This window comes from Pseudoalteromonas sp. JC3 (assembly GCF_030291895.1).
GTDB lineage: Bacteria > Pseudomonadota > Gammaproteobacteria > Enterobacterales > Alteromonadaceae > Pseudoalteromonas.
Genome location: NZ_CP127855.1, coordinates 3,004,550 through 3,028,954 on the forward strand (window position 1 = coordinate 3,004,550; position 24,405 = coordinate 3,028,954).

A 24,405-nucleotide genomic window follows, 5' to 3' on the forward strand; every position below is an offset into this window, starting at 1 on the left:
TCAATGTATTGCTGCCTATGGTCAAGCTCTGTTAATCGTCCCCTGAGTCCTCCCCGAATAAGGACACAGACGTTATCGTAAAGGTTGCCGAAGCAAACGTGTCATCATCCTAAATCGGGTTGGCATTGAGCATAAACCTGCGATTGTTGACATTAAAACACGGTTTGGTGATTGGGAAGTGGATACTGTACTTGGCAAGCATGGCACGGGGGCAATCGTTAGTTTGGTCGAACGTACAAGTAAGTTTTACCTGATACGCAAAGTTCCAGCAAAAAGTGCAGCGCAAGTGAGCAGAGCGATGAGAGGCATGCTGTGGCGCTATCGACGTCATGTTCATACGATAACCGCAGATAATGGGAGTGAGTTTTGCGAGCATGAATATGTCTCAGATAAGCTAAAAACCGATATCTATTTTGCTAACCCCTACTCCTCATGGGAGAGAGGGTTGAATGAAAACTTTAATGGTCTGCTGCGTCAATATATTTGCAAAGGAACAGATTTACGAACGGTGACAGATAAGCAAATTGCGCATATAGAGCGGGCGATCAATGCGAGGCCGATAAAATGTATAGGGTTTAGGCAACCTGTGGTGATATTCAATGAATTACGCAAAGCAGCCTAATTTAGCGAGTGGTGCACTTCGGACTTGAATTCGCGGGTAGCAATGAAGAGAAATAAAACAAAGATAAAAGATAGATATGCTAAGAAAAAACAAAGTTGATCATGAAAACCAAACCGCATTCTCGTGACCAATGAATACCATTTTTAAACGCCCACGGTCACCAAATGGTGATCATCTGATCACAGGATAAAATAACAATACAATAGAAAAAGAAAATTAGGAGATAAGTAATTGAAATATGAGAAGAGAGATTGCAAACTGGCGGAGTGGACGGGACTCGAACCCGCGACCCCCGGCGTGACAGGCCGGTATTCTAACCAACTGAACTACCACTCCGCAGTGATAGATTTGCAAGATATCTTAAATGGCGGAGTGGACGGGACTCGAACCCGCGACCCCCGGCGTGACAGGCCGGTATTCTAACCAACTGAACTACCACTCCGCAGAGATATCTTAATGACATTATTTTACTCGTTTTAGTGTTGGCGGAGTGGACGGGACTCGAACCCGCGACCCCCGGCGTGACAGGCCGGTATTCTAACCAACTGAACTACCACTCCAGCGAGTAAACAAGCTGTCATAAAGCTTGAATATAGTTATGCGATACATTGGCGGAGTGGACGGGACTCGAACCCGCGACCCCCGGCGTGACAGGCCGGTATTCTAACCAACTGAACTACCACTCCACTGAGTATTCGCATATTTTGCTTCGAAGTGTTGGCGGAGTGGACGGGACTCGAACCCGCGACCCCCGGCGTGACAGGCCGGTATTCTAACCAACTGAACTACCACTCCATAAGAAGCAAATGCACGTTTGTAATAAGTATTGGCGGAGTGGACGGGACTCGAACCCGCGACCCCCGGCGTGACAGGCCGGTATTCTAACCAACTGAACTACCACTCCAGCGCGACTTATTGATACCACGAAGAAATTTGGCGGAGTGGACGGGACTCGAACCCGCGACCCCCGGCGTGACAGGCCGGTATTCTAACCAACTGAACTACCACTCCGCGTCATATTCTTGCAGTGTTTGCTGTAAGGTGTGCTCCCTGACAGCGGCGTGAATAATACGAATGACCCCCTCATGAGTCAACCGTTTTTTGAAAAAAAACCGTGTTTTTTAGTTATCTTTCATTGAAAGGTTCAAAATATCACCTGATTTATCATTTTTTGAACCATTCCCTGCTGCGTTATTTTCAGATGGTCCTAAATCATCAAGATCAATGACTTCTTCGGTTTTCTTAAATGGATTCTTTGGCATTGGTACTTTTAGTCTAATTGGCTTTTTTTGCACCAGAACACGAATGGCTAACCAACCGAGCAATAATACAACTAAGTTACCAGCAACAATAATACTGACTAGTAGCGCTGTACTTATAGTCGGCTCTGGTTCTGGCTCAGGTTGTATCACTGCCGGTAACGCAGCGGCTTCCAATTCAGGCACTTTTTCAATGGGTCTTTCAATTTCAAAATTGTAGTTTGGCAACGTTGCCATAAACTCACGGCCATTGATATTTTCACCAAATACGGAGATTTCTACACTATAACGCCCCCAATCATAATTCTTGATTGGCAGCTGACGATAAAGCCGTTCTTCTGCATCTAAGGTAAACATCTGCTCTTCACCATTAGGGTAAAAGATTTTACCCTGTAGCAATATGGTCTCAGGTTTCACAACCGTGTCGTCTATCGTAATAGTAAGGCCATGTTCAAGCTCGTTTTCACCCGCTAGCATCAATTCAAAGTTGAATGGCGGCTCAGCGATAACAATAGGTGATTTGATCACTCTTCTTTTTAGAATGGGCGTTTCTATGAAAAATTCAGGCTGCCACTCTCCCGCAGGAAAGTTTAATTTAAACTCACCAGTAAAAATTCCATCCAAGGGTCTTTCATCAAACTCTCGGCCATCATCTTTAAAGTCGGTCACGCTTTGCGTACCTGCACCAAAGTTGGCATATTCATCGTTATTGGTACTAGAGAACTCCACATACAAAGTCACGACATCCCGGAAGTAACCCACATCTATCTGTTTGCCATCATTAGTCACGCGCCCTGTTACCTTCAGCACTTCACCACGGAATAATAGCGGGGGCAAAGCTTCAACTTCGAGTTCAATGTCACCAAGCACCATTATGCGGCTGTTTTTTTGGATCTGTCCGATGACTTGCCAAGGGCCTGGCGTTGGGTTCTTTAGAATGATCAAGTCATAACTGACTTCGTCATACCATCGTAGTGCATCATTATCCAGTGAACTGGTCGCATAATATTTACTACCATCAGGCTTCACAAGTACCACGGCGGGAGCGCCTGGGGCGCGAAAAAACAGTAAAGTGATCTCTTCAATATTATAATCAATACGAAAACGGTTATCTAAAAGAGGGATTTCATTTACCTTACCGTCCCGCTGCAACATCGTTATCTGTGGTGTTTGAGCGCCAACAACCGTACTTACTAGCAGTACAAACCCCAAGATAAGCTGTTTTAGATTCATGTATTAACCCTACATTGCGTTGATGGCCTGAGTGATCTTTTTTTTGGGACAAAGCCCCTAGTTAAGCGTCTACTCCACCCCAACGATACCGATTATATTCATTATTGTTGCCACAGACTTTGTCCACAAGCTTTGTTTACAAGCTCTAAACGTTCTGTATGTGCTTGTTCTTCATCGGCAGAAGCACGTAAAACTTTAAGTGCAGGACGATTGCTGTCTAAACGAATAATGCCACCGGCTGAGTTAGCCTGATCACCTTTATTTTGATTTGCCAAATTCAGCTTTTTTTGGCCTCCCGTCATCGACAGGTAAACATCAGCAAGGATCTCGGAATCCAGCAAAGCGCCGTGCAGCGTACGCTTTGAGTTATCGATATCGTAGCGACGGCAAAGCGCATCTAGGCTGTTCTTCTGGCCCGGATGAAGATCCCTTGCCATCACCAAAGTATCTAGCACTTGACAATAGTCATGGGTTGCCGGAAAGCCTTGATTTAACTTAGCAAACTCGTGATCCATAAAGCCGACGTCGAACGGCGCGTTATGAATGACAAGCTCAGCTCCTTTAATATAGTCAAAAAACTCTTGCGCAATTTGATGGAAAAAAGGTTTATCACGTAAAAATTCGTTGGTGATACCGTGAACATCAATGGCTTCTTCTTCAATGTCGCGCTGAGGGTTGATATATACGTGGAAGTTATTCCCCGTTAGTCTGCGATTGACTAGCTCAACACAACCAATTTCAATGATCCTGTGCCCTGCTTTAGGATCAATACCTGTGGTTTCTGTATCCAGTACTATTTGCCGTGTGTGCATATCGTTGCTCGCTTAACTTTGCTATTATTTTGCCCTATTCGCACATTTTACATAAAAATAGGCAATTCAGTGCAAAAAACCGTAGAGATTTATACCGATGGCTCGTGTTTAGGCAATCCAGGTCCAGGTGGTTATGGTGTTTACCTTTCCTATCAAGGACATGAAAAAGAAATGAGTGCAGGGTATAAACTCACAACCAATAATAGAATGGAAATGCTTGCGGCTATTGTTGCACTCGAAACATTAAAGCGTCCCTGCGATATTATTCTGTATACCGACAGCCAATATGTTAAACAAGGCATTGAGTCTTGGCTTGAAAATTGGAAAAAGCGCAATTGGAAAACCGCAGCCAAACAACCGGTAAAAAATGTCGATTTATGGCAAAGACTGGACGCTGCCACCAGCCGACATACGATCCAATGGCGCTGGGTAAAAGGCCACGCTGGAAATAAATATAATGAGCTTGTTGATGACTTAGCGCGTGAAGCGGCTTCAGGTTCAAACCTACTTGTAGATGAAGGTTACGAAGCCAGCGTCTAACTAAGGGATCATTCAATAACAAATAACAGCTCCCTTAAGATTTATCTTAAATAATAATACTCGTTATTCTTTATCTTGGCAGGTTTGCCTGAGTCCAGCCCCTTTCACAGCGGGTGTCCACTTAGGCTTTACATGCCACTTGGGTTTGATTGGAGTGAGCGGCATCACCCGCTTTCTTGCCACCAACATATACACGCTTCCCATCGGCTTTAAGTAATGACGGCAAAAACGACGCCATGGCGCAAAACGAGAAAGCCTCGAGCCTCGCGCTAAAGACGCATAAATAAAGCGCTCGTCACCAACAATCTCAAACCCGAGTAAATCTAGCCAATCCTTCACCCGCGATGGAGTAAAGAAGCGCCCTGACCAAGGTAGTTTTTCTTTACTAAAGGGAAGCATTTGCGCCACACCACATAAACTAAACGGATTAAAACCTGAGATCACAATATAACCTCCGGGAATAAGCGTTCGGTGGGCTTCGCGTAGAATATGATGCGGATCAGAATGATATTCTAAGCACTGACTTAAAATACAAGCATCGACTGAGTTTTCGTAAAAAGGTAGCTCGTCAATTTCAGCAAATACTCCGACATGTTTGCCTTGTGGGGCAACACAAACTTGATGCTTAATCGGGCTGGCAGAGGTATTCATTTGACCGCTCAAACAGCCGAGCTTTAGCATGTGGTAACCAAACATTCTTGGTAGCCATTCATCCAGTCGTTTTTGGATCCCCACCTTTAAATATTCACCGTGAGGAAAGTCTTGCCACTCATCGGGTTTGGGTCCTTGTAAAAAACTTAACGCTGGTTTCATTTACTAAGCTCGTTATACTGGTGTTATTAATCACTTTATAGAGCATTGCGTTATGGTGCAAGTCGATGCAATCAAAGCATTTGATGACAATTATATCTGGGTGATAAAAGACCCTCTAAGTTCAAACTGTTGGGTGGTTGACCCCGGTGACGAACAACCTGTTTTAGATTACCTCGCCAAGTTTGATTTAACACTCCAAGGCATATTAGTCACCCATCATCATTGGGATCATACTGATGGCATTGCCCCGCTTTTATCACATTTTCCCAGCTTAACAGTCTATGGGCCCAAAAATGGTAAATATAAAGGCATTACTCATGGCCTTAGCGAACACGATAAGATCACACTTTTTGATACCATGCTGAACATTATTGCCACCCCAGGTCACACCTTAGACCATATCTGTTATGTAAATGATGAACTGGCTTTTACGGGGGATACCTTATTCAATGCAGGTTGTGGCAGACTTTTTGAGGGCACACCAAGCCAAATGTGGCGCTCCTTTGAAAAGCTACTCACCCTACCTGACACATGTAAAGTGTATTGCACGCACGAGTACACGCTCGCGAATCTTGCTTTTGCTGAGGCCGTTGAGCCCGCTAACCAAGCACTAACCCAGTATCACCAACAAGCAAAGTCATTACGTGCCAATAACGAGCGCACAGTACCGACGACAATTGAACAGCAAAAAGCAATCAATCCTTTTGTACGTGCCGCAAATGAAGCCATTCTCACCCATGTTCCAACGCAATTTATCGCGTCAGAAAATACACCTGAAGCTCGCTTTAGTGCACTGAGAAAATGGAAGGATAACTTCTAAAATATTCAATAGTGACCTAATGTAACGCCAAAATGACGCTTTTTTGGCGTACTTACATGGGAAGTATTGAATAAATTATCCATTTTCTTTGCAATACCGCCAAAGATAAGCATTTCTAACGATTTTTAGGAAGTCGAAATAAAATAATAAAGAAGCTTTAAATGCTGATACAAACTCGGTAATATTGCCGAGTTTTTGTCCGAACCCCCAAGCAAAAGAACGCATTTATGAAAAAGCTCGCCTTTATTATTGCATCAACAGCAATATTAAGTGGTTGTGAAATCACACAAGAAACCCCATTGGAAACTGCAACTGAACAAGTGAAGCAGGCCAACTTAGATCACGCGAGCCCTTATGATATCTCTCAAACACTCAGTACCTCATGGCAAGACGAAGATGAAGAGGCTGTGCCTGTATTTGACGACGTATGGGAGCGGATCCGTTATCAGTTATCTATCGAAGTGCCACAAAATAGACCTGTGGTCGCCGAGCGTAATTACTATCAACGTCACCAAGCCTATTTAGACCGTATCGCAAAACGTGCAGAACCTTACCTCTACTACATTGTTGAAGAAGTAGAAAAGCGCAATATGCCGGTAGAAATCGCGTTGTTACCTATTGTGGAAAGCGCATTCGATCCATTTGGCTATTCACACCGTACCGCTTCCGGTATTTGGCAATTTATGCCTCAAACCGGTGAACGCTTTAACCTCAAACAAAATTGGTGGTATGACGGCCGTCGCGATATTATTGCATCAACGCAGGCTGCATTAGATTACCTCACCTATCTCCATAAAACACTGGAAGGCGACTGGTTAAACGCAATTGCCGCTTACAATTCAGGTGAAGGTCGATTGCTCAGAGCAATCCGAAAAAATCGTAAAAAGCATTTGCCTACCGATTTTTGGTCTCTCGATTTACCTCGCGAAACCACCGCGTATGTGCCTAAATTACTTGCCTTATCCGACCTCTTAAAACGCTCAGATGAGTTTAAGGTCGCGTGGCAACCTATAATCAATGCCCAAGTTGTTGATACCGTTGAGGTAGGGTCACAAATTGATTTAGCGCTTGCCGCTGAAATGGCCGATATTTCTTTAACTGAACTCTATCGCTTAAATCCAGGTTTTAATCGTTGGGCCACCGATCCAGATGGCCCACACCAGTTATTATTACCCATGGAAAAAGTTGACGCTTTTCAAGAGAAATTAGCTAAAACTGAAGTAAAAGATCGACTTCGTTGGCAATATTATACAGTGCAAAAAGGAGATAGCCTGTCGGTCGTTGCGACTAAGTTTAATACTAGTATCGGCGCCATTCGCTCACTCAATAGCATCGATGGCAATATGATCCGTGTTGGCCAGAAGTTATTGGTGCCACTCAGTGATGGCGAATTGCAAAGTGAGCATTTACCACCAGAAGTGCGCCTTGCCGCCAACAAAGTAACTAAGAAAAAACTCAGCCACACAGTAAAATCAGGCGATACATTGTGGGATATCAGCCGCGAATATGATGTTACCGTTAAGCAATTAGCTAGCTGGAATAAGTTAAAAACCAATGCCGTTTTGCGCCTTGGACAAAAGCTTACCGTCTTTAAAGATGAAAAAGCAGCAAATCAAACCGTCCTCGTCAACACCGAGCGCACAATCACTTACAAAGTGCGTAAAGGCGACTCATTGGCACGTATCGCCACTAAGTTTAACGTCAGCGTGAATGAAATCGTCAAATGGAACAACCTGACTGGACAGAAGTATCTTCAGCCTGGTCAAAAGTTAAAACTGAAAGTTCAGACGAAACGTGTTTAGCGCTAAGAACCAGGGTTTAAAAATAAAAATCCAATATCAGTGATGATATTGGATTTTTACATATTAAAGCAGCACTTTTGACTCACTTTTCCTTAAAGATTACGACAGTTCTATCGTTTAAATACACAGTTTTTCAACGTCGCTTACAGCTGATTTAAACCCAAAAATTTGGTTAGGCTTCAATGCTGATTAATATTATCTAAAGAAAATTTCATAAAGAACTGATATCGTTAGTACATTATTGGCGTACCACCAATCCTCCTGCAAATTCTCGATGCGTTATCCGCATCTCGATAATCACTAAAAGAGTCAGCCCATAACAACTCACCATTTTTGTAACATTCAAGGTAAATTTCTTCGAATGCGGTAGCATTAGACGACATAGCGGTGGCGAAAATAGCAGATACAGCAAATAGAATCGGTTTAATCATTATTTTTCCTTTTCATTATTTTGAACTTTATAATATCGGTCACTTTTCATACAACCAAGACCAATGTCACACAACGTAACCGAAATGTAAATATTTATATTTTTCCGTTACTATGATTATGCTGATGAGTTTGCTATTTAAGCAGGCAACGCGACCTATTAAGCCGCGTAAATTGAAAGGTAATGCTTGAACAGAAGATAAAACCTAAAGGTTTTTTGCCAATGATTGAAGCCAAGCCTCTGCCGGCTCCCAAGGCTCAAAATATTCACAGGCATCGATGTCTAGACGCGGTTGTGCTCGAGTGGCGTTCAACTCTTCAATCAGGGCATCAATTTGCTTTCCAGCACCACAATAAGTATCGCCATAACTAGAATCCCCCAATGCGATGACCGCTACTTTCTTGCCCGTTAGCATCGGAAATTCGCTTTGCATTTGCAAAAATAAAGGCAGCAAGTTATCGGGAATATCACCAGATCCGGTAGTAGAAGAAATAAATAAAATGTTTTCAGCTTGCGTTACATCAACGATGGAAGCAGGCTCAATAACACTTGCCTCATGACCCGATTTATTCAAAAACTCAGCACTGTCGTTTGCCAAGTTTTCAGCATTGCCGTACATACTTCCCACAAAAATGGAAACTTTTGCCATTATTTATAATCCTTCTCGTTGTCTGACCAGCCGAGCTGAGCGAAGACAGCCAATGCTTCTTCTCCCAAATCCGCGGTAATTGAAATCGTCGTGTTGGTATAAGGATGTACAAATTCCAATTTAGTTGCAAATAACATCAACCGACGTAAGCCAAAATGATCGACAAAAAAGTGGTTGTGTTTATTATCACCGTGATTGACATCACCAATAATCGGATGTGCTAAATAGTTAAGGTGGCGCCTGATTTGGTGTTTTCTACCCGTTTTAGGAAAACACTCCACCAATGAGTAGCGAATACTTGGATACTTACCAAAAGGAATTGGCAAGCTACCCTGCAATAAACAATTTATCTGTGTTTGCGCCTCCTGCGGAGCTTTATCCTGACAGGCAAACTTATCAGCAATTTTATCAAGTTCTTCTTTGAGTGGTCTGTCGATGAATCTAGATTCCGGAGCAAATCCGCGAACAAGCGCTAAATAGCGTTTTTGAATATTACCGCTAATAAAGATTTCATTCATGTCTCGCGCGGCTTCAGAGCTTAGTGCAAACAGTAGCACGCCTGACGTTGGCCTATCTAAACGGTGAACGGGGAAAACATGTTGACCAAGTTGATCACGTAGCATTTGCATCGCAAATTGTGTTTCTCGCTTATCCAAAAATGAGCGATGAACCAATAACCCTGACGGCTTATTTATCGCAACATAATGTGCATCTTGATATAAAATCTCAAGCATTACGCGCTCTTTGCAATTGTATTATCGAGGTTTTTTAAGCACTGATGCACCGCATTAAAATAAAGATGTTCACTCAGCACCATTTCAGCCATTGGCGCAATCGCCATATTTTCCGGTAATGCTTCACCACTTTCTACCATTGTTCGCATTTTGCCCAAGAATACAAATTGCAACCACTGCGCGAAGGTCATCGTATCGCAGCAAAATGGCTCCGTAGAGGTAAGTGCCTTAGCCGAAATTGGCTCGTCTTGCCAAAGACCCGTCGCCTTTAAACAAGTCTCAAGTTCGTCTAACTGAATCAATAATTCCGAATTCATCGGTTCTGTCTCTTTCTCAATTTTTTACATTATAGCAATTTGCATGATTTAGGAGCTAGCCAATTCTCTCAAGTGCACCTTTTTCATAGGCTTATCAGCGCACCTAAAAGTAGCTATAATTGCCGCTATTGAAAATATAAGTAACATATAGAGCATTCATGACAGCGCAAATTTCAACTTTAGGTGAATTACTAACAAACGCCGGTACACAGTGGCGAGTCTATGATCTGGGTCGACGTATCACAAAAATAGATAAGAAGCAGTTTGCGCAAATCGAGAGTACTCAAGTCCCTTATCCTTACCCGCTTGGCGGCCATGCCATCATGGCGATTCAATTTTGGGATAATGAAGCAACCGTTGATCCTTATGTGTGGTTTTTAAAGTTTCCACTAGATGAGCAAAGCAAGCTCATTATCGCCAGCCGTGACCACTTTGCCTCCATGGTACTCGAAGCATTAGGTACTCAACTCACGGGCGAAGCCGCTCAAGGGAAACTTGATAACAACCCTTATGTCTTCACGCCAAACGCGAACAAACTCGCTGCATTCAATGCGCTATTAAAGCGTGAGCTTAATCGCCCGGCTTCTCAATATTACGAGCACGCCGAACTCTACTTTTCGGGCAAGCTTGGGTTTGAACGCTGGCAAGAAATAGCGCTACAAGGTATTGCAGACTTTGCCCTACGTCTAGACCATGGTCATAACGCGAGCAACCTGCAACAGGCGTGGTCTTTTTTGCCAGCAGAAGTTAAGACCCCATTAGCCGCAATGCTTGAACACGTTACGGTCTCAACATCACAAACCGAAGACTTTTTAGCCGCTTTAATCCATGCATGCCAACAGCAAGATAAGGACGCCGTAGTCACTAATTTGCGTGCGATGTCGGGAAGTCACGCGCTTGGTCTCATCGCCCATGCAGTAGACGCTATTTTAGCATCCGAATTGGGATCAGATGCAGATTGCTTACTCACGATTGCAGGGCGTGCTTGGGAGACACTAACCGACCAGCAAAGACTCTTTTCCTATATGGAAAAGGCCGCTGAGAATAATCAAATTGATGGACTTTTCAGCAGTATTTTCGCAGACTTAGTTGCAATACCTATGTTACGCCCACATGTTTTAGGGATTATTAGAGCAGAAAATCGCAGTGAAACTCTGTCTCGTGCAATTGGAAGGTTATTTTCTTAAATGACAACGCTTTGGCTTTTTATCATCGTTTCATCTGTTATCGCGCTATTTTGGTATAGCCGCCAGATCGCAGAAGCGGCAAATAGGCATGCACAGCATCAAGCTGAAAGTTTGCAAGTGCAACTGTTAAGTGTTGCCTGTATTAAGCGCCGTTTCGGCGTATTAAAAGGCGGTAAACTCGGAATAAAAAGCCAATTTATGTTTGAGTTTAGTTCAGATGGCGAGTCAGCCTATCAAGGTAAGCTTTACTTAGAAAATGAACGATTAGTCAAAAAAGAATTGCCCGCTTATAAAATCGCAAGTTAATCCGATGGGTGCGAAAGTAGGCACTTAAATTCATATAAATACAAGTGCCTGCACTGAATTTATAATAGTACAACTATTTTAAACATACCCTTTGACGCTTGGCCCGTAGTCGTTTTCACCAACCTCGCTATCCATAGTGGTGAAATATATAATCACTAATAAGCCAACGATAGGTACAAAGCTCACTAGAAGCCACCAGCCCGAGCGTCCAGTGTCGTGAAGACGACGAATAGATACTGCAACTGTCGGTACTAGAACCACCAAATAATAGATACCTGTCAAAAACAGAGTTCCAAAAAGCCCGTCGACAATACCAATTGCAAAGCCTATCAACGCATTTATTAAGATAAACATCCAGTATTCTTTGCGTCTTGAACGTCCACTAAAATCGGAATATCTTTTTAATACTGTTAGATACCATTCCATTTCTTTTTCCTTAACTATTGCGCCAACATCGCGCACTAAAAAACAATACCAATTCGCTTAATTAAGTGATCTATTTTGAGGCGGGAGAATCTTAGCGATAACACCACTACCGCGTCCTGCTATCGCCAAGGTACCAACATCCATGCAGGCAAGGCAAGGCAAGGCAAAAATTTTGCTATTTAGTTGTTCTAAATGAGAAATTTTTAACGCGGTTAGCGTCAGATTTGCTCCTTAAAATTGAGCAAGTATTAAGACTAATCAGTATAAGACTAAAATGAGAGTGGAATAATCTAGCAATGAGATCGAAAGATAAGAATGAAACTGCAAGCGGAGAGTTTTGAGAACTTCAACTAAGTTATTAGGAAAATATACATCCAATTTACAACCGTCACAAAAAACTAAGGCGCTAGCCTATCTGCTGCGCCTCAATCCTGACGATTATCCCAAGAGGTATCCAATTCCTCTGCTTTACAACCCAAAAGCCATCCGCCAATTCTTCTTCCCCTGAACGGGTATGTACTCCGACCTACCCGAATCCCATCCTTGTGTCATCCATTAGCACTTCCAATGCATCTCCATTTTAGCCACCTTGGCCTCCACTTCGCTTCCCGCGCTCCAATGCCACCTTGGCTCCGCTTCACATAATCCCTATGTGCTCCCTATACATTGTTACGTCCAGTGTAACCCATCCACTTCGCAATCATCCAAATTGCGCTCCCTCATCCTAGAGCCTTGCTCGTCCTTATCTGCTCTTCCTTGCTCCACTACGCTTCCCGCGCTCCTTGACACTCCATGTGTCTCCTTATCCCTAGTGAAGCTCCGCTTCACACTCGCTTCCTCGAGTTCCTGATCTTCCTTGCCCTATGCAATACATCCTTCTCTTGTTGTCAAATTCCTTATCCTTTGACGCTGAGCTCCTGCTCTTGTGTTTCCTTACATTGTTAAGTTTACGGGGATTGAGCACTTTTGTTAGATAGCTCCGAACAATCTTTTTGCTGTCATTTAAAAGAAAAGCAAAGTAACTTCTTTAAAAACAGAAGGGTAACTAAAAATCACACTACAAATTCGGTACTACAAAGCGCCTTAACCCACATTCTCGTACGAGATCTCTTACATGGTAATTTCCATTGTTGCTATTTGCTCTTAAATAGTAATGTGCCCTCTACTGAGCTAAACGCCATCTTTTGCAGAACTTGATAACCGTGACCCGCAAAAAACTGCGCTTGTTCTGGCTTAGTAATAAATACTGCCATCCCTTTCGTTTCTTCACTTTGTGCAATTAAATCATCCAACGCAGTGAGTAAATAGTGGCCATAGCCAAGCCCTTGAACATGTGGGTCAACGGCAATTAGAGATAAAAAGTGACACGGCTCTTGCGTTTGCAACGCTTGTCTAATCGACTTTTCTTTATCGATAAGCTGCTGCGTTTGCAAATATCCCGCACTCATCATGAGTCGTAATCGCCAATGCCACTGCCGATTTGCGTCCAATTCATCGCCATTTGCAATAACGCATGCTACCGCGACCAATCTATCTTGATGATATAACCCCACCATCGGCTGCCCCGTTTGACCAAATGCCGACAGCTCCTCTCGTATTAAGGCTCTGAGTTTTTTTTCAAAAATTGCTTCTTGTTTTGCCTCCAATACCTGCTTGAGTAACGGATCATCATGGTAAGCCTGATACAACACACTCGCGGCTACGTTGATATCTTCTGGATTTAAATATCTAACGATTAATTCATGTTGAGAAGTTTCTACTGACATCATGGTTCCTTATTGTTATTGCCCCAAGCTTCTGATAATCATGCCGAAATACTACTTAATATCAAAACCTCAGAATTTTTTCTGTGTACTTTAATAATGTACGGTTACTCGCTAGTGGTAGATATTGATACAAGTCACAATTTATTCAGTCGTGGACAGGTATATTTATCCTCGCATTAGTCATTATGGTTTTTATCGATGATGACTTGCTAAAGGTTTTACAACCACCTTTACTATAGTTAGTGAGTAAAATTCAAGCAAACGAGGGAGAACGAAATGGATACTAGTCGCCACACTATGAGTACTTTATTTGCCCAACTTGGGCTCGACAACAATCCCAAGGCAATCGAAGGGTTTGTCAAACAACATCGCCTTCCTGACGATATGCTGTTAAGCCAAGCACCATTTTGGAATGAAGGGCAACGTCACTTTATTGAAGAATCGCTAAAAGAAGACGCCGATTGGAGTGAAATCATTGACGAACTAGATGCGATGTTAAGATAGCTAAAGCAATCGCTCCTTACGTAACTTGGTGCTATGATCCACTCCTATGATTAAGACGTTTAGGAACCTCTATGCATCCTGCCGTTGCCAGAGCTATCAAAAAATTAGTCGATAGTGGGAAGACTCCAACTGTCGCGCTAACAAAAAGCAAATTAACTCAAAGCGTCGCAATGCCTGACGTTATCTCAGGCATTGCTGCGTACAAACAAGACCCTACCTGTATTGAGCACTATCAAGAGGTTGAAGAGGTCGTCAAAACAAGTTCACAAAGCCAATTAGATAGAATTGAAGCTAAGCTTGATAAGCTCATTGCCTTATTGGAGAAGTCGTAGTGTTTGTTGTCGACTTAACTTTTGATTGCTATGAGGAAACCACCTTAGATGCTGCCGAGCAGGCCATTAACCGGGTGGTCAATGCGCTTCGCTTTAATGGTCAAATCATTGGTGACGAATTTCCAACTGTACTTAAAGATGGCTATTTCGTCACTCGTGTGATGTGTCCAGAAGAAGACGCTTTGCATCCATTAAACCATAGTCCTTTTGTGAAGTTTGCGATTGACCAGCTACAGCAATCAGGCTTGCTTGCACCTAAGGTTAAAGTTTTTGGGCAAGATATACATGCCAACAGCGCTGATGCCTGTCATGAGCCGTCAAGCTACATTCTCTACACCACATACGTACACACTTGTAGTCCACTGTATTGTGGCGACGACTTTTTACCAGTGCCTTTATATAAAATCCCTGCTATTGCCAATGGCGATTACAAAACACTGATCAAATGGAAAGAAGATTGGCAAGCCTGCGATCAAATACAGATCAATGGTGCGACTCGCTGCGAATTTGCTGCACTAGAGGAAATTTCCAGTACGGGTAGTGATTTGTTTAGACGTGGCATGGATTTGAGCAAACGTATTCGCTATCTCACGAAAAAACCGGTTTACTATTATCTGTATCGTGTTGGCGGCGAAAACCTCGCCGCAGAAAAAGCAAGAAAATGCCCAAGCTGTCAGGGAGACTGGTTACTCGAGGAGCCTTGGTTCGGCCTTTTCGACTTTCGCTGCGAAACTTGCCAATTGGTCTCGAATATTTCGTGGGACTTTCAATAAGGAGCGCAAGCTCCTTGATACCAACTAGCTATATTGGATAGTTGACTGTCAGTTTTTCTACAAACTCCGCGATAGAATCAGCCAAAACATGATGCTGTTTCTTACCGACAAACTCTAACCCAATTTGACCCGTAGCGACATCGACCGACACCAATAAGTCGTCTGCTTCTGTTAAGCCAATAAATACGGTTTCAGGTTGTTTGAGCCTGCGCTTCATTAAAATATGGCCGGTGATATTTTGCTGCAAGCGCTCGAAGTCATCTTCGTTCCATGCTTGCAGTAGCTCAATTTGCTTACCCTCAATAAATGCCACGATATTGCCAGCAAAGAAATCACCATACAGTCCGTTCAATCCCTCAGGAAATTGCGTTTCCAACGCTCTGGCTAAATCATTTAGATGTCCCGCTGGCGAGCGCGCTACCGCTAGCCATTTTATCTCGTTAAGCTTGTTCGGTTCACCCTGCTCACATGGGCTCGGCCAACTTTCATCATGCTCGGTACTCGGTAAATCTTTGAAGGTCTGTTGATGATAGTCTGCATAGGCTTGATGCAAGCGCGTCATATTTACGGGCTGAGTCATATATAAAGCTCTCTTTATTTTTCTCACCTCGGGCTGAATACTTGTTTCGTGTAATTAAGCAAATTGCTATTAATCCCGAGGTGAACATTCGTTATAATGACCGCATTGTAACGAGATTTGAATTAACATGACAGACTACAGTAATTCGCCAGAGCTGCAATCTTCTGTGCTTGGTAAAACCACAGAATATGCCAGTGTTTATACTCCAAGCCTGCTACACCCCATTGCACGTAAACTCAATCGTGACCAAATCAATGTTGATGAGTCCGCTTTACCATTCAAAGGTGAAGACAGCTGGACAGGCTACGAATTGTCTTGGCTCAATAACAAAGGTAAGCCTCAAGTTGCGGTTGCCACTTTTGTGTTTCCTTGCCAAAGCTCGCATATCATTGAGTCAAAATCGTTCAAACTTTACTTGAATAGCTTTAACCAAAGTCGCTTTGATACGATGGAAACCGTGCGCCAAATGCTAGCTGCGGATCTTTCCACGGCATCAAATAGCCAAGTTAGCGTGACTTTATTTGGCGCAGACGAATTCGATTGTATTCCTTTCTCGCGTCTCCCTGGTGAGTGTATCGACGAGCTGGATATTGAAGTTGATAGCTACACACCAAATAGTAACTTACTACAACTTGCCTCTGAGGATGTGGTCGACGAGACGCTTCACAGCCACTTACTCAAGTCAAATTGCTTGATCACCTCACAGCCAGACTGGGCAAGCGTGGTGATAAGTTACCGTGGTAAGCAAATCGACCGAGAAGCGCTGCTTAAGTACCTAATCTCATTCCGTGACCACAACGAGTTCCATGAGCAATGTGTGGAGCGCATTTACTGCGAGCTTTGGCGCACCTTTAACCCTGAAAAATTATCGGTTTATGCACGCTATACTCGCCGTGGCGGGTTAGATATCAATCCATATCGTTCGAGTGAACAAGATCAGACTCCGTATACGGTAAGAACTAACCGACAGTAAAACGTAAAAAAGCCATGTTCTCACATGGCTTGGCTTTTTATCACATCTAAGTATTGCTATTTAACCTGAGGTTTGGATAAGGAATGTTCCAACTCATTGTTGCTAAAGCAAAACTTAGTTTTTTCCTTGTCTAGCCAGAGAGTTTTAGGGAAAACACCGCTTCCGCGTCCTGCTCTCGCTAAGGTACCTACATCCTGTAGGCAAGGCGAATTTACGCACCAATAGCTGGCTATTGGAAGTGAATTCAACGCAGTTAGCGCTAAAACTAGCTGCTAGAAAGGCATTAATTATCCGCAGCTCAGGTTATTTATTCCCCTGCCGTGTCTTCCATTTCAACAGGGACGGGAACCGAACATATATCGGTGTGATTTGGCGTATCAACAAACCAATCTCCCGCTCTATTTTTACGTGCAGCAATTAGCGACTCAAAAACCGGCGTATTTGTCTTTAGCCTTTTAAAAGAAGGTGCACCTTTTACATCAGCAAGTACCGTAACGCCTTTGATAACATTATACGCTTGTCCAGCAACTGGTTTACGATCTAGATGCTGAACATGCTCCATTCCCGATAACAGCTGCCCAAACACGGTGGTGTTTTTGTCTAGGTACCGCTGCGGCGTCAACGTGATGTAAAACTCGGTACCACCACTATTAACATCGTTGGTTCTGGCCATGGCAAACGAACCAACGCAGTGTGTCATCCAGGTTTTAGTTCCAGCTTCATTTTGTCCTACGGCAAAACCATTTAAAAACCCGGTACGCGGCGCGTAGCCGTCTACAGCAGCAAGAGGTGTGATCTTCAAGGTTGATTCTGTGCTATGAAAAAACTCAGCGGCAATCGCTTTTTTTCCTTTTTGCGGCATTTTATTGTCCGACATATCGCCGCCTTGGGCCACAAAGTTTTCCACGAACCGATACATACTCAAGTTTGTGTAAAACCCCTCTCGCGCTAACGCTTTAATATTTGCCACATGATTGGGCGCAAGTTCAGGGTTAAGCGCGATATAGACCGATCCTGTTTGTAATTCTATTTTAAGAATATTTTCAGGGTCCAGCTGCTGCCAGTCGCTGCTTTTGGCCTCAGCGACAACTTCCGTTGGTGACTTTGTATAAGGTTTTGCTAAGACAAGAGATGAACTTATGCCAAGCGCAATAAGTAGTAAGGTTTTTTTCATTATTATTTTCCTTGTTTATACCAATAAAATGGCACCTCCAACGGCGCACTGGGTGGCAGGTTTGGGTTGTCTAATTCTATGACTGTTTTGTTTTTAAGATCTAGCTTTTCAAGACGAGCGGAAAAGTGTTTTAAAAATAACGCCTCGAATCGGCCATCTTGCAGTGCGCTTTTAAGGCCTTTCTCAATTTGGCTATGGAGCAACGGGTTGTCGTGAGAAACAAAAAAATATACCGCCGAAGGATAGTAAAACACCACATGCTGATCTGCTACCAAATCCGTGTCACTCAGGGCAGCTTCAATACTCACTAAATCGCTTGGTAGCACATCAAAACGTTTTTTCAACAGCATGTCGTAACCACTGTCTTCTTGTGAGAAAGAAGTCACACTGAGGCCATTACGCTCAAAAATCTGATGGTCTGGCCAATCTCTGCGTAAACCAAAAGTAACTCGGCGCAAGTCGCCAATGTAGCGTACTCCGCTCAGTAAGGCTTGATTATGTTTGTGCACTAAAGGAATGCGATAACCCAAAATCCCTTTCACTAGGGGAATGCGAATTGCACTCGCGGCCTTTTCGCGCTGTGAGTTAGTCACTAACCAACTGACATCCAGCCCCCCTTTTTCTCCAAGTAGGCGCACCGCTCTGTCTTGAGAAGGAATACTTCTCACTGATACGAGCCTCGCTGACTCTACCTGGTAGGATAAACTCAAAGTAAGCAGCTCTATAATGTACGGATCGGCACCAGCGCTGATTCTAATTTCCGTTGTTTCTTGTGCTTTGAGAGGAAATATCACAAAACCTAGAACGAGCCAAAGCAGTTTCATTTATCATCCCAATCAAATTTGTATAAGAAGTCTATACTGTTGTACAAACCGCTCGTGGCTTCAACATAAAACTTCGAAAAAACACGATAACGCAGCGCAATTTCATTAATAGACTCAAATACCCCAACACGATAACTGACCTGAACATTGGGGGTGATGTAACCTGACACCTCGACCTGTGTATCGTCACCACTGCCTTTTGCTGATAGGTTAACATCCGAAAGTCCAAGCGATTCCCCCGCCTTACTAAAGAACCCTTCACTGCGGTCAATTCCCTGTGAGAGTAAAAACTGCGTGAGTAGCGCATTGTTAGAGGTTTCTGACTCCCCTAAAGGCTGACCGTTAAGTAGGTATGACAGTGCCTTGGCTTGGTCCATTGCAGGCTCTGAAAACACAGTCAAACGCGGCTTAGCAATATTGCCCGTGAGCTCAACACCCGCTATTACATCATTGGCGGTTGTCGCTGGATTTCGAATAGCTCGAATGTTCAAATAAGGTTTATCTAATGCACCATTGAAGCCAATTTGCCCAGTACGGATCAACAAGTCTTGGCCAAATGCACGATATTTCCCCTCTCGCAATTGCAACTCTCCCGTTGCTAACATTGGCGACTCAACTTGCTTGTCAATTTCGATTGCACCGGTAACAAAGCTATCTAGCCCAAGCGCCTTCACCCTAAAATTATCTTTAACGGTCAGTTTTAAATCTATTTCATGTTGAACTGGCACCGACATCTGCTTTTGCACCTTAGCATCAACAATGACTTCATCGTCGCTTGGCGAGGTGACTCCCTCAGGCAGAGATTCAATGTTTACTCGGCCAAACGGCACCACAATTTCTCCAAGTACTCGCGCAATCTTACCTTTATAGGCAAGTGTTAGATCTGGGCTTGCGGTTAGTTCAATCTGTGAGTCTGGTTGCACATAAATATTTTCGCCCTTTATTTTGACTTCAGCAGAGAGCTCGGGCGACCAATAGGCTTCGCCAGTTAGTGCTACCTTGCCGCCTTTTGCTGCTGTTAACTCAGCCTCAAGTTGAGCTGAAGTGGCATTAAAATCAAGATTGATGTGACCTTTATCAATTTCAACAGGCAAAGAGTCAGAAGACATAAATAAGCGCTGAGCAGTTAGTTTACCGTTCACTTCAGGGGCCGCGAGGCTACCTGAAATATTTATATCCCCTAACACTTCCCCTTGCAGGTCAAAACTTTGTTCCGTTACTCGGTTTAGTAGCGCTGACAACTTAGCCAGCTCAATTGACTCTATTTTTACGTTACCAGCTAATTGGGGGGATTGTTTATCTAGCGGCACACGCGTATCACCACTGAACTTACCTAAGGTTTCGGAGGTCATGCGCCAATCAGCGTGGATTTGCTTGTTATTGGTTTTTAGTAACGCTTTAAATTCAGAAATTGAAAATGTTTGCCCATGAGTCGTAATGCCGGCATCAACAATGTTCAGCTCGCCATCGGCTCGCGTTACTTGGCCGTTTTGCCACGCAAGTTTAGCCACGGCCTGAGTTTCACCTGTTATTTTGAGCTCTGCTGGCAACCAAGTTTGTAGTTTAGCCAGTGCCAATTTCTCCAGTTTAACATCGGCTTGCCCTTGTGTGCCTTGTTGCTCGGCTGCAAAACACAAATCAGTATCATCCATCCGCCAACACTGCTTTGCAATGCGTTGACTGACTTCACTGATCACGATTGCGGCAGGACTTTGCAATGCTATCGTTTGCCCTTGGGAAGTTACCTCTCCAGACGATAATTCTCCCTGCCAAGTGGACTGTTGCAACTTGCCATTGACTTCAAAGCTTGCAACCACTCGCTTATCACGAATATCCAATGTCGCGTTATGTTGCTGCTGATTGCCTTTCACAGCTAGACTAATGTCTTCAACCATTTCAGAGTCAACAATCAAACGGTCTAATGCCAGTTTAATTTGCCCAGTCACTTCATTGGCAATATCAACCGTGCCTTTCGTCGTTAAGCCATGTAGTGCTATATTCTGGTAACGCACAGAGTCAAACTTAATATCGGTCTGAATCCTTGGCTTGAGGTGGTCGCCCTGAACAAAGATTTCACCACTGCCCTTTAAGTCAGCTGGAATAAGCGTATTTGCCGCCTGCTCAAACTGAAAGTCAATATCGAGATCTAACTGCTGACCAAGCTCACCGCTTACCGTCAGGCTATTTTTGCCATAATTCAGGCGTGCATGGCTAAACTCACCTAGCAGGCTCTCATCCACAACGACCTTAACGTCCGCATTAAGTGGTGTACCCGCCACTTTACCATCGAGCTTAAAGCGCTCAACATTAACCTGCCACTGCTCACCTTGACTCATAAAATCAAACGCGAATTGCCCTGCCAGCATATCGTTTTTCGTCAGGCCTGCATCGTATTGCACTAGCCCTAGTAATCTATCGACTGGTAGCTGAGAAAAGTCCCCGTTCACTTTACCCTTCACCCCTTGCGACCAGTTCACTTGTCCCGCGATTTGCGCTTGCGCTTTTTCAAGCTGAAGCTTTGCTTTAGCTAATGTAAACGCTTGTAGTCCACCTTGCCCTTCAAGTGTCGCGGTAACATCACCAAACTGCACAGTATTAACAGCGATTGAGCCTGACAAATTGTATTTTGAGGCATCCCCGCTCAAGCCGAGTGTCGCACCTTTTAAAGTCGTGGGCTCTGAAGGAATAACTAATTTATCTATTTGACCCTGTAAATCAAAAGGCCAGTTTGTCGCTGTCAAATCCGCATGGGCTTGCAGTTGTGCAAAAGCCATTCCCTCGCTATTCAAAGTAAGCGTGAGATCGTGAGGGCGACCCGCCAGTGTTAAACTGGCTAATCCCTGTGGCGCGCTCAAGGTTGACCTCAGATCAATAGTCCAGTCATTAAGCAAGATTTCTGCCGCTGCTGATATAAACCATTCTTGATAGTTAAGCTGAACCTGCTCCACGTCCACATTTTCATCCACTACAACTTGAGAAAGCTTGATATTCTCAAGTGTCTGCTCATCTACCGCGAGGTTGTTAATCTTTAACTCGCCGAGCTCAGCGGTTAGCGGTAGGTCTATCTTAGGCAGCTGGAGTGGCGCTATTGCATTAAGTGGTGCTGGCGATTTTGCAGGCACAGGCTGTTCAGTTGCCTTTGTGGTCAACTTCACACTGTCTAACAGCAAAAAAGGGACATTAAAATGTGAGCCAGAACCTGAAAACTGCGTGTCTAAGCCTTGCAATCGCACAGTAATTTCCGGCGTGTCCAACGAGAATTGCTGAACTTGAGCACGTTTTATTGCAATTGGCAGTGGTAACTCAACTTGGCCACTTTCAGTAGTTTCCGCTTCGCTGACACTTTTCTGCTTTTGTACGATCGCTATCGTTTTTGCGTCTAGCGCAATGCAAACGCTGGCACAGGTCAACCACTCAACAGTGACTTTGGTGTCTCTAAGACGAATATCTATATTGTCATTGTGATAACGCAACGTAAGATTGGCGCCAGATAACAAGCGCTTATCTAAGCCATCGATTTCTAACCCTGAAACCGTTTTATTCGCTGTCCAAACCAGTAACTTTTGCCCAGGCAAGGTAAAGCATAAACAAACCAAAAGTAAAAATAAGCTAATAATGGCAGTAATGATTTTGATTCTTAAGCTTCTGAACTGCATTAGATTTCAGGTCCTATAACAATACTGAGACGGGTGCTTTTACTTTCTTTGGTCAGCCCCCAAGCATGATCGAGCCGGATTGGACCAACGGGGGTTAAATAACGAAAACCAAACCCAGCTCCAACTTCCCAAGCGTCCGAGAAATCGTTCGTTGCAGTACCCGCATCAACAAACAAAGCAGCTCGCCAACTTGGATGGAATTGATAGTTATATTCCACTGTACCAGTGGCTAAATATCTGCCGCCAAGTATGCGCCCTTCGTCATCGCGAGGGCCGATAGATTCATAGGCAAAACCACGGATACTCTGATCCCCCCCAGCAAGAAAACGATGGGTAAACGGAATTTGGTCAATATCCTTTGTCACAATCGCCCCTAAGTCTAAACGACCAAAAAACAAGTGCTTGGTTTCAAAGCTTCTTAACCATTCATTGTTCCATCTCACTTTCAACATATTTGCAGACGATAGTACAGAATCTGCTGCAGCTTCAATGGAGATCAGGCGCTCGTTCCCCCAATAAGGTAACGCTCCACCTTTACTTTCTTTCTTTAAGTAGCTAATACCTGGGATCAACATTTCCGTCCGTTGTTTTTCGCCTAGCTGTTCCGTAGTTTCGTGTTCACGTTTCAAAAACGCCGTCCTCACCCACTCGTCATCCGTTAGCCATTGTCGCTGTACTTGTACGTTCCAAATCCGGCTGTTGATCCCTTCAGTTACTTCATCCTGCACCTTATAACCGCCTAACACACGCCATAAATCGTCGTTAGGATTGTCTACTGGAATGGTATAACTGGCAGTGATATCTTGTTGCTTTTGCGACAGCCTCAGATTGGATTCAAAGGAATGGCCATCCTCGGTGATCCAAGGTTTAGTCCACTTAAAACGGGTTTTTGCACCCACATCATCACTGTAGCCAGCACCCACTTCAAAGCTATTTGCGGGTTTGTCTTCAACACTCACTCGAACGGGGATCTGATCGCTCGTCCGGTCCTTTAACAGCGGATAAACCTTTATCGCACTAAAATAAGGTGTGGCATTTAAAGAAAGATTAAAATCAGACAAGAGGCTAGCTTCAAACGGCTGCCCTTTCGAAAATGGGCTTAGCGAACGTATATAGTTAGCCGCTTTGGTGTTTCCCTCAATAGCAAGGTCGCCAAATTGATAACGTTTACCTGTGTTGAGAAGTAGTCGCACGCCAGCATAGCGATTCGCTTTGTGAACAAGCAACTTGGACTCCTGCCATTGATAATCAAAATATCCAAGTTCTAGTAGCTCGCTTTCAAAGCTGCTTTTCGTTGCCTGATAATCACTATGATTAACTTGCTTGCCAACTTGGATTGGTACATCTTTGATAAGCGAAACTAAATCCGCATTGTCCTTCCCTGTGCCCACAAGCTCAATATTAATATCTTTCCATTTAAGTGGTGCTTCAAGTTTGACTTCGGCTATGACGTTTTGCCCTTCTCCACTGAGTTGAATATCAAAATGGTAATAACCTAAAGCATGCAAAGCGCGACGTATGTCCGCACGTACCTCTTTCATCACCCGAGGGATTTTTGGCTTACCTTTGTAAGATTTTAAAAAACCAGTGATGTTGTCTTCTACATCGCCGTTTTCGACTTTGACTTCAATGTTGGAGATTTTTACTGATGCAGGGCGAGACTCCGCACCTGCGTTAAACGAGGAAAAGCAGCACAAAAAAAGCGCTAGTGTTAAACAAGAGAAATACGGCTTCATTTAAATAAAACGACCTAAATATCGCGACTTATGGGCATCGATAACGCCATTGTGCTTGTGAAAATGGATACTGTAAAACGACTTTTCAGAGAAAGTGCAATTTTACTGAGCTTAAGCTGAACATAGGGTGTATTTTG

At 43.7% G+C, this 24,405-nt stretch carries 23 protein-coding genes, 7 tRNA genes and 1 pseudogene; 10 read left to right on the plus strand and 21 right to left on the minus strand.

What is annotated here, in order from left to right:
- Positions 1-61 precede the first annotated feature (61 nt).
- Positions 62-622: pseudogene (locus tag QSH61_RS12860) on the plus strand (IS30 family transposase); the annotation flags it as partial.
- Positions 623-881: 259 nt separating this feature from the next.
- Here QSH61_RS12860 and QSH61_RS12865 read toward each other — a convergent pair.
- From QSH61_RS12865 to dnaQ, 9 genes are all read right to left on the minus strand, one after another.
- A tRNA-Asp gene (locus QSH61_RS12865) sits at positions 882-958 on the minus strand.
- Positions 959-987: 29 nt separating this feature from the next.
- Positions 988-1,064: transfer RNA gene (locus QSH61_RS12870), tRNA-Asp, on the minus strand.
- Between the two features lie 41 nt (positions 1,065-1,105).
- Positions 1,106-1,182: transfer RNA gene (locus tag QSH61_RS12875), tRNA-Asp, on the minus strand.
- Between the two features lie 49 nt (positions 1,183-1,231).
- Positions 1,232-1,308, minus strand: a tRNA-Asp gene (locus QSH61_RS12880).
- 32 nt (positions 1,309-1,340) lie between these two features.
- Positions 1,341-1,417: transfer RNA gene (locus QSH61_RS12885), tRNA-Asp, on the minus strand.
- A 32-nt stretch (positions 1,418-1,449) separates the two neighbouring features.
- Positions 1,450-1,526, minus strand: a tRNA-Asp gene (locus QSH61_RS12890).
- Positions 1,527-1,556: 30 nt separating this feature from the next.
- Positions 1,557-1,633, minus strand: a tRNA-Asp gene (locus tag QSH61_RS12895).
- A gap of 110 nt (positions 1,634-1,743) precedes the next feature.
- Positions 1,744-3,114, minus strand: a complete 1,371-nt coding sequence (locus QSH61_RS12900) for a TIGR03503 family protein (protein WP_102057212.1) — start codon at positions 3,112-3,114, stop codon at positions 1,744-1,746.
- Positions 3,115-3,215: 101 nt separating this feature from the next.
- Complete coding sequence (gene dnaQ, locus QSH61_RS12905) at positions 3,216-3,926, minus strand: DNA polymerase III subunit epsilon (protein ID WP_010370953.1); 711 nt, start codon at positions 3,924-3,926, stop codon at positions 3,216-3,218.
- 69 nt (positions 3,927-3,995) lie between these two features.
- On the opposite strand from dnaQ, the gene rnhA reads away from it, so the two are divergent.
- The gene (rnhA, locus tag QSH61_RS12910; RefSeq protein ID WP_099029375.1) at positions 3,996-4,466 is read left to right on the plus strand and encodes a ribonuclease HI; all 471 of its coding nucleotides are present in this window, start codon (positions 3,996-3,998) and stop codon (positions 4,464-4,466) included.
- A gap of 63 nt (positions 4,467-4,529) precedes the next feature.
- Here the strand turns inward: rnhA and QSH61_RS12915 are convergent, their stop codons facing one another.
- Positions 4,530-5,279: a class I SAM-dependent methyltransferase gene (locus tag QSH61_RS12915; protein ID WP_010370946.1), complete on the minus strand. Its 750-nt coding sequence runs from the start codon at positions 5,277-5,279 to the stop codon at positions 4,530-4,532.
- Between the two features lie 52 nt (positions 5,280-5,331).
- On the opposite strand from QSH61_RS12915, the gene gloB reads away from it, so the two are divergent.
- Together gloB and QSH61_RS12925 are read left to right on the plus strand one after the other, a co-directional pair.
- Positions 5,332-6,099, plus strand: a complete 768-nt coding sequence (gloB, locus tag QSH61_RS12920; protein WP_206473371.1) for a hydroxyacylglutathione hydrolase — start codon at positions 5,332-5,334, stop codon at positions 6,097-6,099.
- Positions 6,100-6,326: 227 nt separating this feature from the next.
- Positions 6,327-7,901, plus strand: a complete 1,575-nt coding sequence (locus tag QSH61_RS12925) for a lytic transglycosylase (RefSeq protein ID WP_174169972.1) — start codon at positions 6,327-6,329, stop codon at positions 7,899-7,901.
- A gap of 230 nt (positions 7,902-8,131) precedes the next feature.
- Here QSH61_RS12925 and QSH61_RS12930 read toward each other — a convergent pair whose 3' ends face one another.
- The 4 genes from QSH61_RS12930 to QSH61_RS12945 form a co-directional block, all read right to left on the minus strand.
- On the minus strand, positions 8,132-8,332 hold the full coding sequence (locus tag QSH61_RS12930; protein WP_045989219.1) for a hypothetical protein: 201 nt from the start codon (positions 8,330-8,332) through the stop codon (positions 8,132-8,134).
- Positions 8,333-8,536: 204 nt separating this feature from the next.
- A complete protein-coding gene (locus tag QSH61_RS12935) occupies positions 8,537-8,980 on the minus strand; it encodes a flavodoxin (RefSeq protein WP_010606632.1) in 444 nt (147 codons plus the stop codon).
- Positions 8,980-9,714, minus strand: a complete 735-nt coding sequence (gene truC / locus QSH61_RS12940; RefSeq protein ID WP_102057217.1) for a tRNA pseudouridine(65) synthase TruC — start codon at positions 9,712-9,714, stop codon at positions 8,980-8,982. The genes QSH61_RS12935 and truC overlap by 1 nt, the downstream gene beginning before the upstream one ends.
- Positions 9,714-10,031: a YqcC family protein gene (locus QSH61_RS12945; protein ID WP_010370929.1), complete on the minus strand. Its 318-nt coding sequence runs from the start codon at positions 10,029-10,031 to the stop codon at positions 9,714-9,716. Before QSH61_RS12945 ends, truC begins: the two co-directional genes overlap by 1 nt.
- A gap of 158 nt (positions 10,032-10,189) precedes the next feature.
- Between QSH61_RS12945 and QSH61_RS12950 the strand changes: the two genes are divergently transcribed.
- Both QSH61_RS12950 and QSH61_RS12955 read left to right on the plus strand, forming a co-directional pair.
- On the plus strand, positions 10,190-11,218 hold the full coding sequence (locus QSH61_RS12950) for a DUF3549 family protein (protein WP_206473370.1): 1,029 nt from the start codon (positions 10,190-10,192) through the stop codon (positions 11,216-11,218).
- Positions 11,219-11,524: a DUF3301 domain-containing protein gene (locus tag QSH61_RS12955; protein WP_206473369.1), complete on the plus strand. Its 306-nt coding sequence runs from the start codon at positions 11,219-11,221 to the stop codon at positions 11,522-11,524.
- A gap of 78 nt (positions 11,525-11,602) precedes the next feature.
- Here QSH61_RS12955 and QSH61_RS12960 read toward each other — a convergent pair whose 3' ends face one another.
- Both QSH61_RS12960 and QSH61_RS12965 read right to left on the minus strand, forming a co-directional pair.
- Positions 11,603-11,950, minus strand: a complete 348-nt coding sequence (locus tag QSH61_RS12960) for a DUF805 domain-containing protein (RefSeq protein WP_095727928.1) — start codon at positions 11,948-11,950, stop codon at positions 11,603-11,605.
- A gap of 1,133 nt (positions 11,951-13,083) precedes the next feature.
- Positions 13,084-13,716 (minus strand): nucleotidyl transferase family protein, encoded by a 633-nt coding sequence (locus QSH61_RS12965; RefSeq protein WP_010606625.1) that lies wholly within the window; start codon positions 13,714-13,716, stop codon positions 13,084-13,086.
- Between the two features lie 276 nt (positions 13,717-13,992).
- Between QSH61_RS12965 and QSH61_RS12970 the strand changes: the two genes are divergently transcribed.
- From QSH61_RS12970 to QSH61_RS12980, 3 genes are all read left to right on the plus strand, one after another.
- Positions 13,993-14,220, plus strand: coding sequence for a DUF2789 domain-containing protein (locus QSH61_RS12970; RefSeq protein WP_010370914.1), 228 nt, complete (start codon positions 13,993-13,995; stop codon positions 14,218-14,220).
- Between the two features lie 71 nt (positions 14,221-14,291).
- Entirely contained in the window at positions 14,292-14,552 is a 261-nt protein-coding gene (locus QSH61_RS12975; protein WP_010606623.1) for a hypothetical protein, read from the plus strand.
- Positions 14,552-15,325: a Zn-ribbon-containing protein gene (locus tag QSH61_RS12980; RefSeq protein WP_102057222.1), complete on the plus strand. Its 774-nt coding sequence runs from the start codon at positions 14,552-14,554 to the stop codon at positions 15,323-15,325. Before QSH61_RS12975 ends, QSH61_RS12980 begins: the two co-directional genes overlap by 1 nt.
- A gap of 28 nt (positions 15,326-15,353) precedes the next feature.
- On the opposite strand, the gene syd is transcribed toward QSH61_RS12980, so the two are convergent.
- The gene (gene syd, locus QSH61_RS12985) at positions 15,354-15,905 is read right to left on the minus strand and encodes a SecY-interacting protein (RefSeq protein WP_206473368.1); all 552 of its coding nucleotides are present in this window, start codon (positions 15,903-15,905) and stop codon (positions 15,354-15,356) included.
- 127 nt (positions 15,906-16,032) lie between these two features.
- On the opposite strand from syd, the gene queF reads away from it, so the two are divergent.
- Positions 16,033-16,878, plus strand: coding sequence for an NADPH-dependent 7-cyano-7-deazaguanine reductase QueF (gene queF / locus QSH61_RS12990; RefSeq protein WP_206473367.1), 846 nt, complete (start codon positions 16,033-16,035; stop codon positions 16,876-16,878).
- A gap of 307 nt (positions 16,879-17,185) precedes the next feature.
- Here queF and QSH61_RS12995 read toward each other — a convergent pair whose 3' ends face one another.
- The 4 genes from QSH61_RS12995 to QSH61_RS13010 are packed head-to-tail and all read right to left on the minus strand — an operon-like array spanning position 17,186 to position 24,268.
- Positions 17,186-18,052, minus strand: a complete 867-nt coding sequence (locus QSH61_RS12995) for a peptidylprolyl isomerase (RefSeq protein WP_206473366.1) — start codon at positions 18,050-18,052, stop codon at positions 17,186-17,188.
- 2 nt (positions 18,053-18,054) lie between these two features.
- A complete protein-coding gene (locus QSH61_RS13000) occupies positions 18,055-18,876 on the minus strand; it encodes a transporter substrate-binding domain-containing protein (RefSeq protein WP_010606618.1) in 822 nt (273 codons plus the stop codon).
- Positions 18,873-22,532: an autotransporter assembly complex protein TamB gene (gene tamB, locus QSH61_RS13005; protein WP_206473365.1), complete on the minus strand. Its 3,660-nt coding sequence runs from the start codon at positions 22,530-22,532 to the stop codon at positions 18,873-18,875. Before tamB ends, QSH61_RS13000 begins: the two co-directional genes overlap by 4 nt.
- Positions 22,532-24,268 carry an autotransporter assembly complex protein TamA gene (locus QSH61_RS13010; protein WP_206473364.1) on the minus strand — a complete coding sequence of 579 codons (1,737 nt, stop codon included), beginning with the start codon at positions 24,266-24,268 and terminating at the stop codon, positions 22,532-22,534. The genes tamB and QSH61_RS13010 overlap by 1 nt, the downstream gene beginning before the upstream one ends.
- Between the last annotated feature and the right edge of the window lie 137 nt (positions 24,269-24,405).

What these genes read in the sequence shown, in the direction of transcription:
- QSH61_RS12900 (WP_102057212.1), bottom strand. Translation starts at nt 3,114, where the DNA reads ATGAATCTAAAACAGCTTATCTTGGGGTTTGTACTGCTAGTAAGTACG.
- dnaQ (WP_010370953.1), bottom strand. Translation starts at nt 3,926, where the DNA reads ATGCACACACGGCAAATAGTACTGGATACAGAAACCACAGGTATTGAT.
- QSH61_RS12915 (WP_010370946.1), bottom strand. Translation starts at nt 5,279, where the DNA reads ATGAAACCAGCGTTAAGTTTTTTACAAGGACCCAAACCCGATGAGTGG.
- gloB (WP_206473371.1), top strand. Translation starts at nt 5,332, where the DNA reads ATGGTGCAAGTCGATGCAATCAAAGCATTTGATGACAATTATATCTGG.
- QSH61_RS12925 (WP_174169972.1), top strand. Translation starts at nt 6,327, where the DNA reads ATGAAAAAGCTCGCCTTTATTATTGCATCAACAGCAATATTAAGTGGT.
- QSH61_RS12930 (WP_045989219.1), bottom strand. Translation starts at nt 8,332, where the DNA reads ATGATTAAACCGATTCTATTTGCTGTATCTGCTATTTTCGCCACCGCT.
- QSH61_RS12935 (WP_010606632.1), bottom strand. Translation starts at nt 8,980, where the DNA reads ATGGCAAAAGTTTCCATTTTTGTGGGAAGTATGTACGGCAATGCTGAA.
- truC (WP_102057217.1), bottom strand. Translation starts at nt 9,714, where the DNA reads ATGCTTGAGATTTTATATCAAGATGCACATTATGTTGCGATAAATAAG.
- QSH61_RS12945 (WP_010370929.1), bottom strand. Translation starts at nt 10,031, where the DNA reads ATGAATTCGGAATTATTGATTCAGTTAGACGAACTTGAGACTTGTTTA.
- QSH61_RS12950 (WP_206473370.1), top strand. Translation starts at nt 10,190, where the DNA reads ATGACAGCGCAAATTTCAACTTTAGGTGAATTACTAACAAACGCCGGT.
- QSH61_RS12955 (WP_206473369.1), top strand. Translation starts at nt 11,219, where the DNA reads ATGACAACGCTTTGGCTTTTTATCATCGTTTCATCTGTTATCGCGCTA.
- QSH61_RS12960 (WP_095727928.1), bottom strand. Translation starts at nt 11,950, where the DNA reads ATGGAATGGTATCTAACAGTATTAAAAAGATATTCCGATTTTAGTGGA.
- QSH61_RS12965 (WP_010606625.1), bottom strand. Translation starts at nt 13,716, where the DNA reads ATGTCAGTAGAAACTTCTCAACATGAATTAATCGTTAGATATTTAAAT.
- QSH61_RS12970 (WP_010370914.1), top strand. Translation starts at nt 13,993, where the DNA reads ATGGATACTAGTCGCCACACTATGAGTACTTTATTTGCCCAACTTGGG.
- QSH61_RS12975 (WP_010606623.1), top strand. Translation starts at nt 14,292, where the DNA reads ATGCATCCTGCCGTTGCCAGAGCTATCAAAAAATTAGTCGATAGTGGG.
- syd (WP_206473368.1), bottom strand. Translation starts at nt 15,905, where the DNA reads ATGACTCAGCCCGTAAATATGACGCGCTTGCATCAAGCCTATGCAGAC.
- queF (WP_206473367.1), top strand. Translation starts at nt 16,033, where the DNA reads ATGACAGACTACAGTAATTCGCCAGAGCTGCAATCTTCTGTGCTTGGT.
- QSH61_RS12995 (WP_206473366.1), bottom strand. Translation starts at nt 18,052, where the DNA reads ATGAAAAAAACCTTACTACTTATTGCGCTTGGCATAAGTTCATCTCTT.
- QSH61_RS13000 (WP_010606618.1), bottom strand. Translation starts at nt 18,876, where the DNA reads ATGAAACTGCTTTGGCTCGTTCTAGGTTTTGTGATATTTCCTCTCAAA.
- tamB (WP_206473365.1), bottom strand. Translation starts at nt 22,532, where the DNA reads ATGCAGTTCAGAAGCTTAAGAATCAAAATCATTACTGCCATTATTAGC.
- QSH61_RS13010 (WP_206473364.1), bottom strand. Translation starts at nt 24,268, where the DNA reads ATGAAGCCGTATTTCTCTTGTTTAACACTAGCGCTTTTTTTGTGCTGC.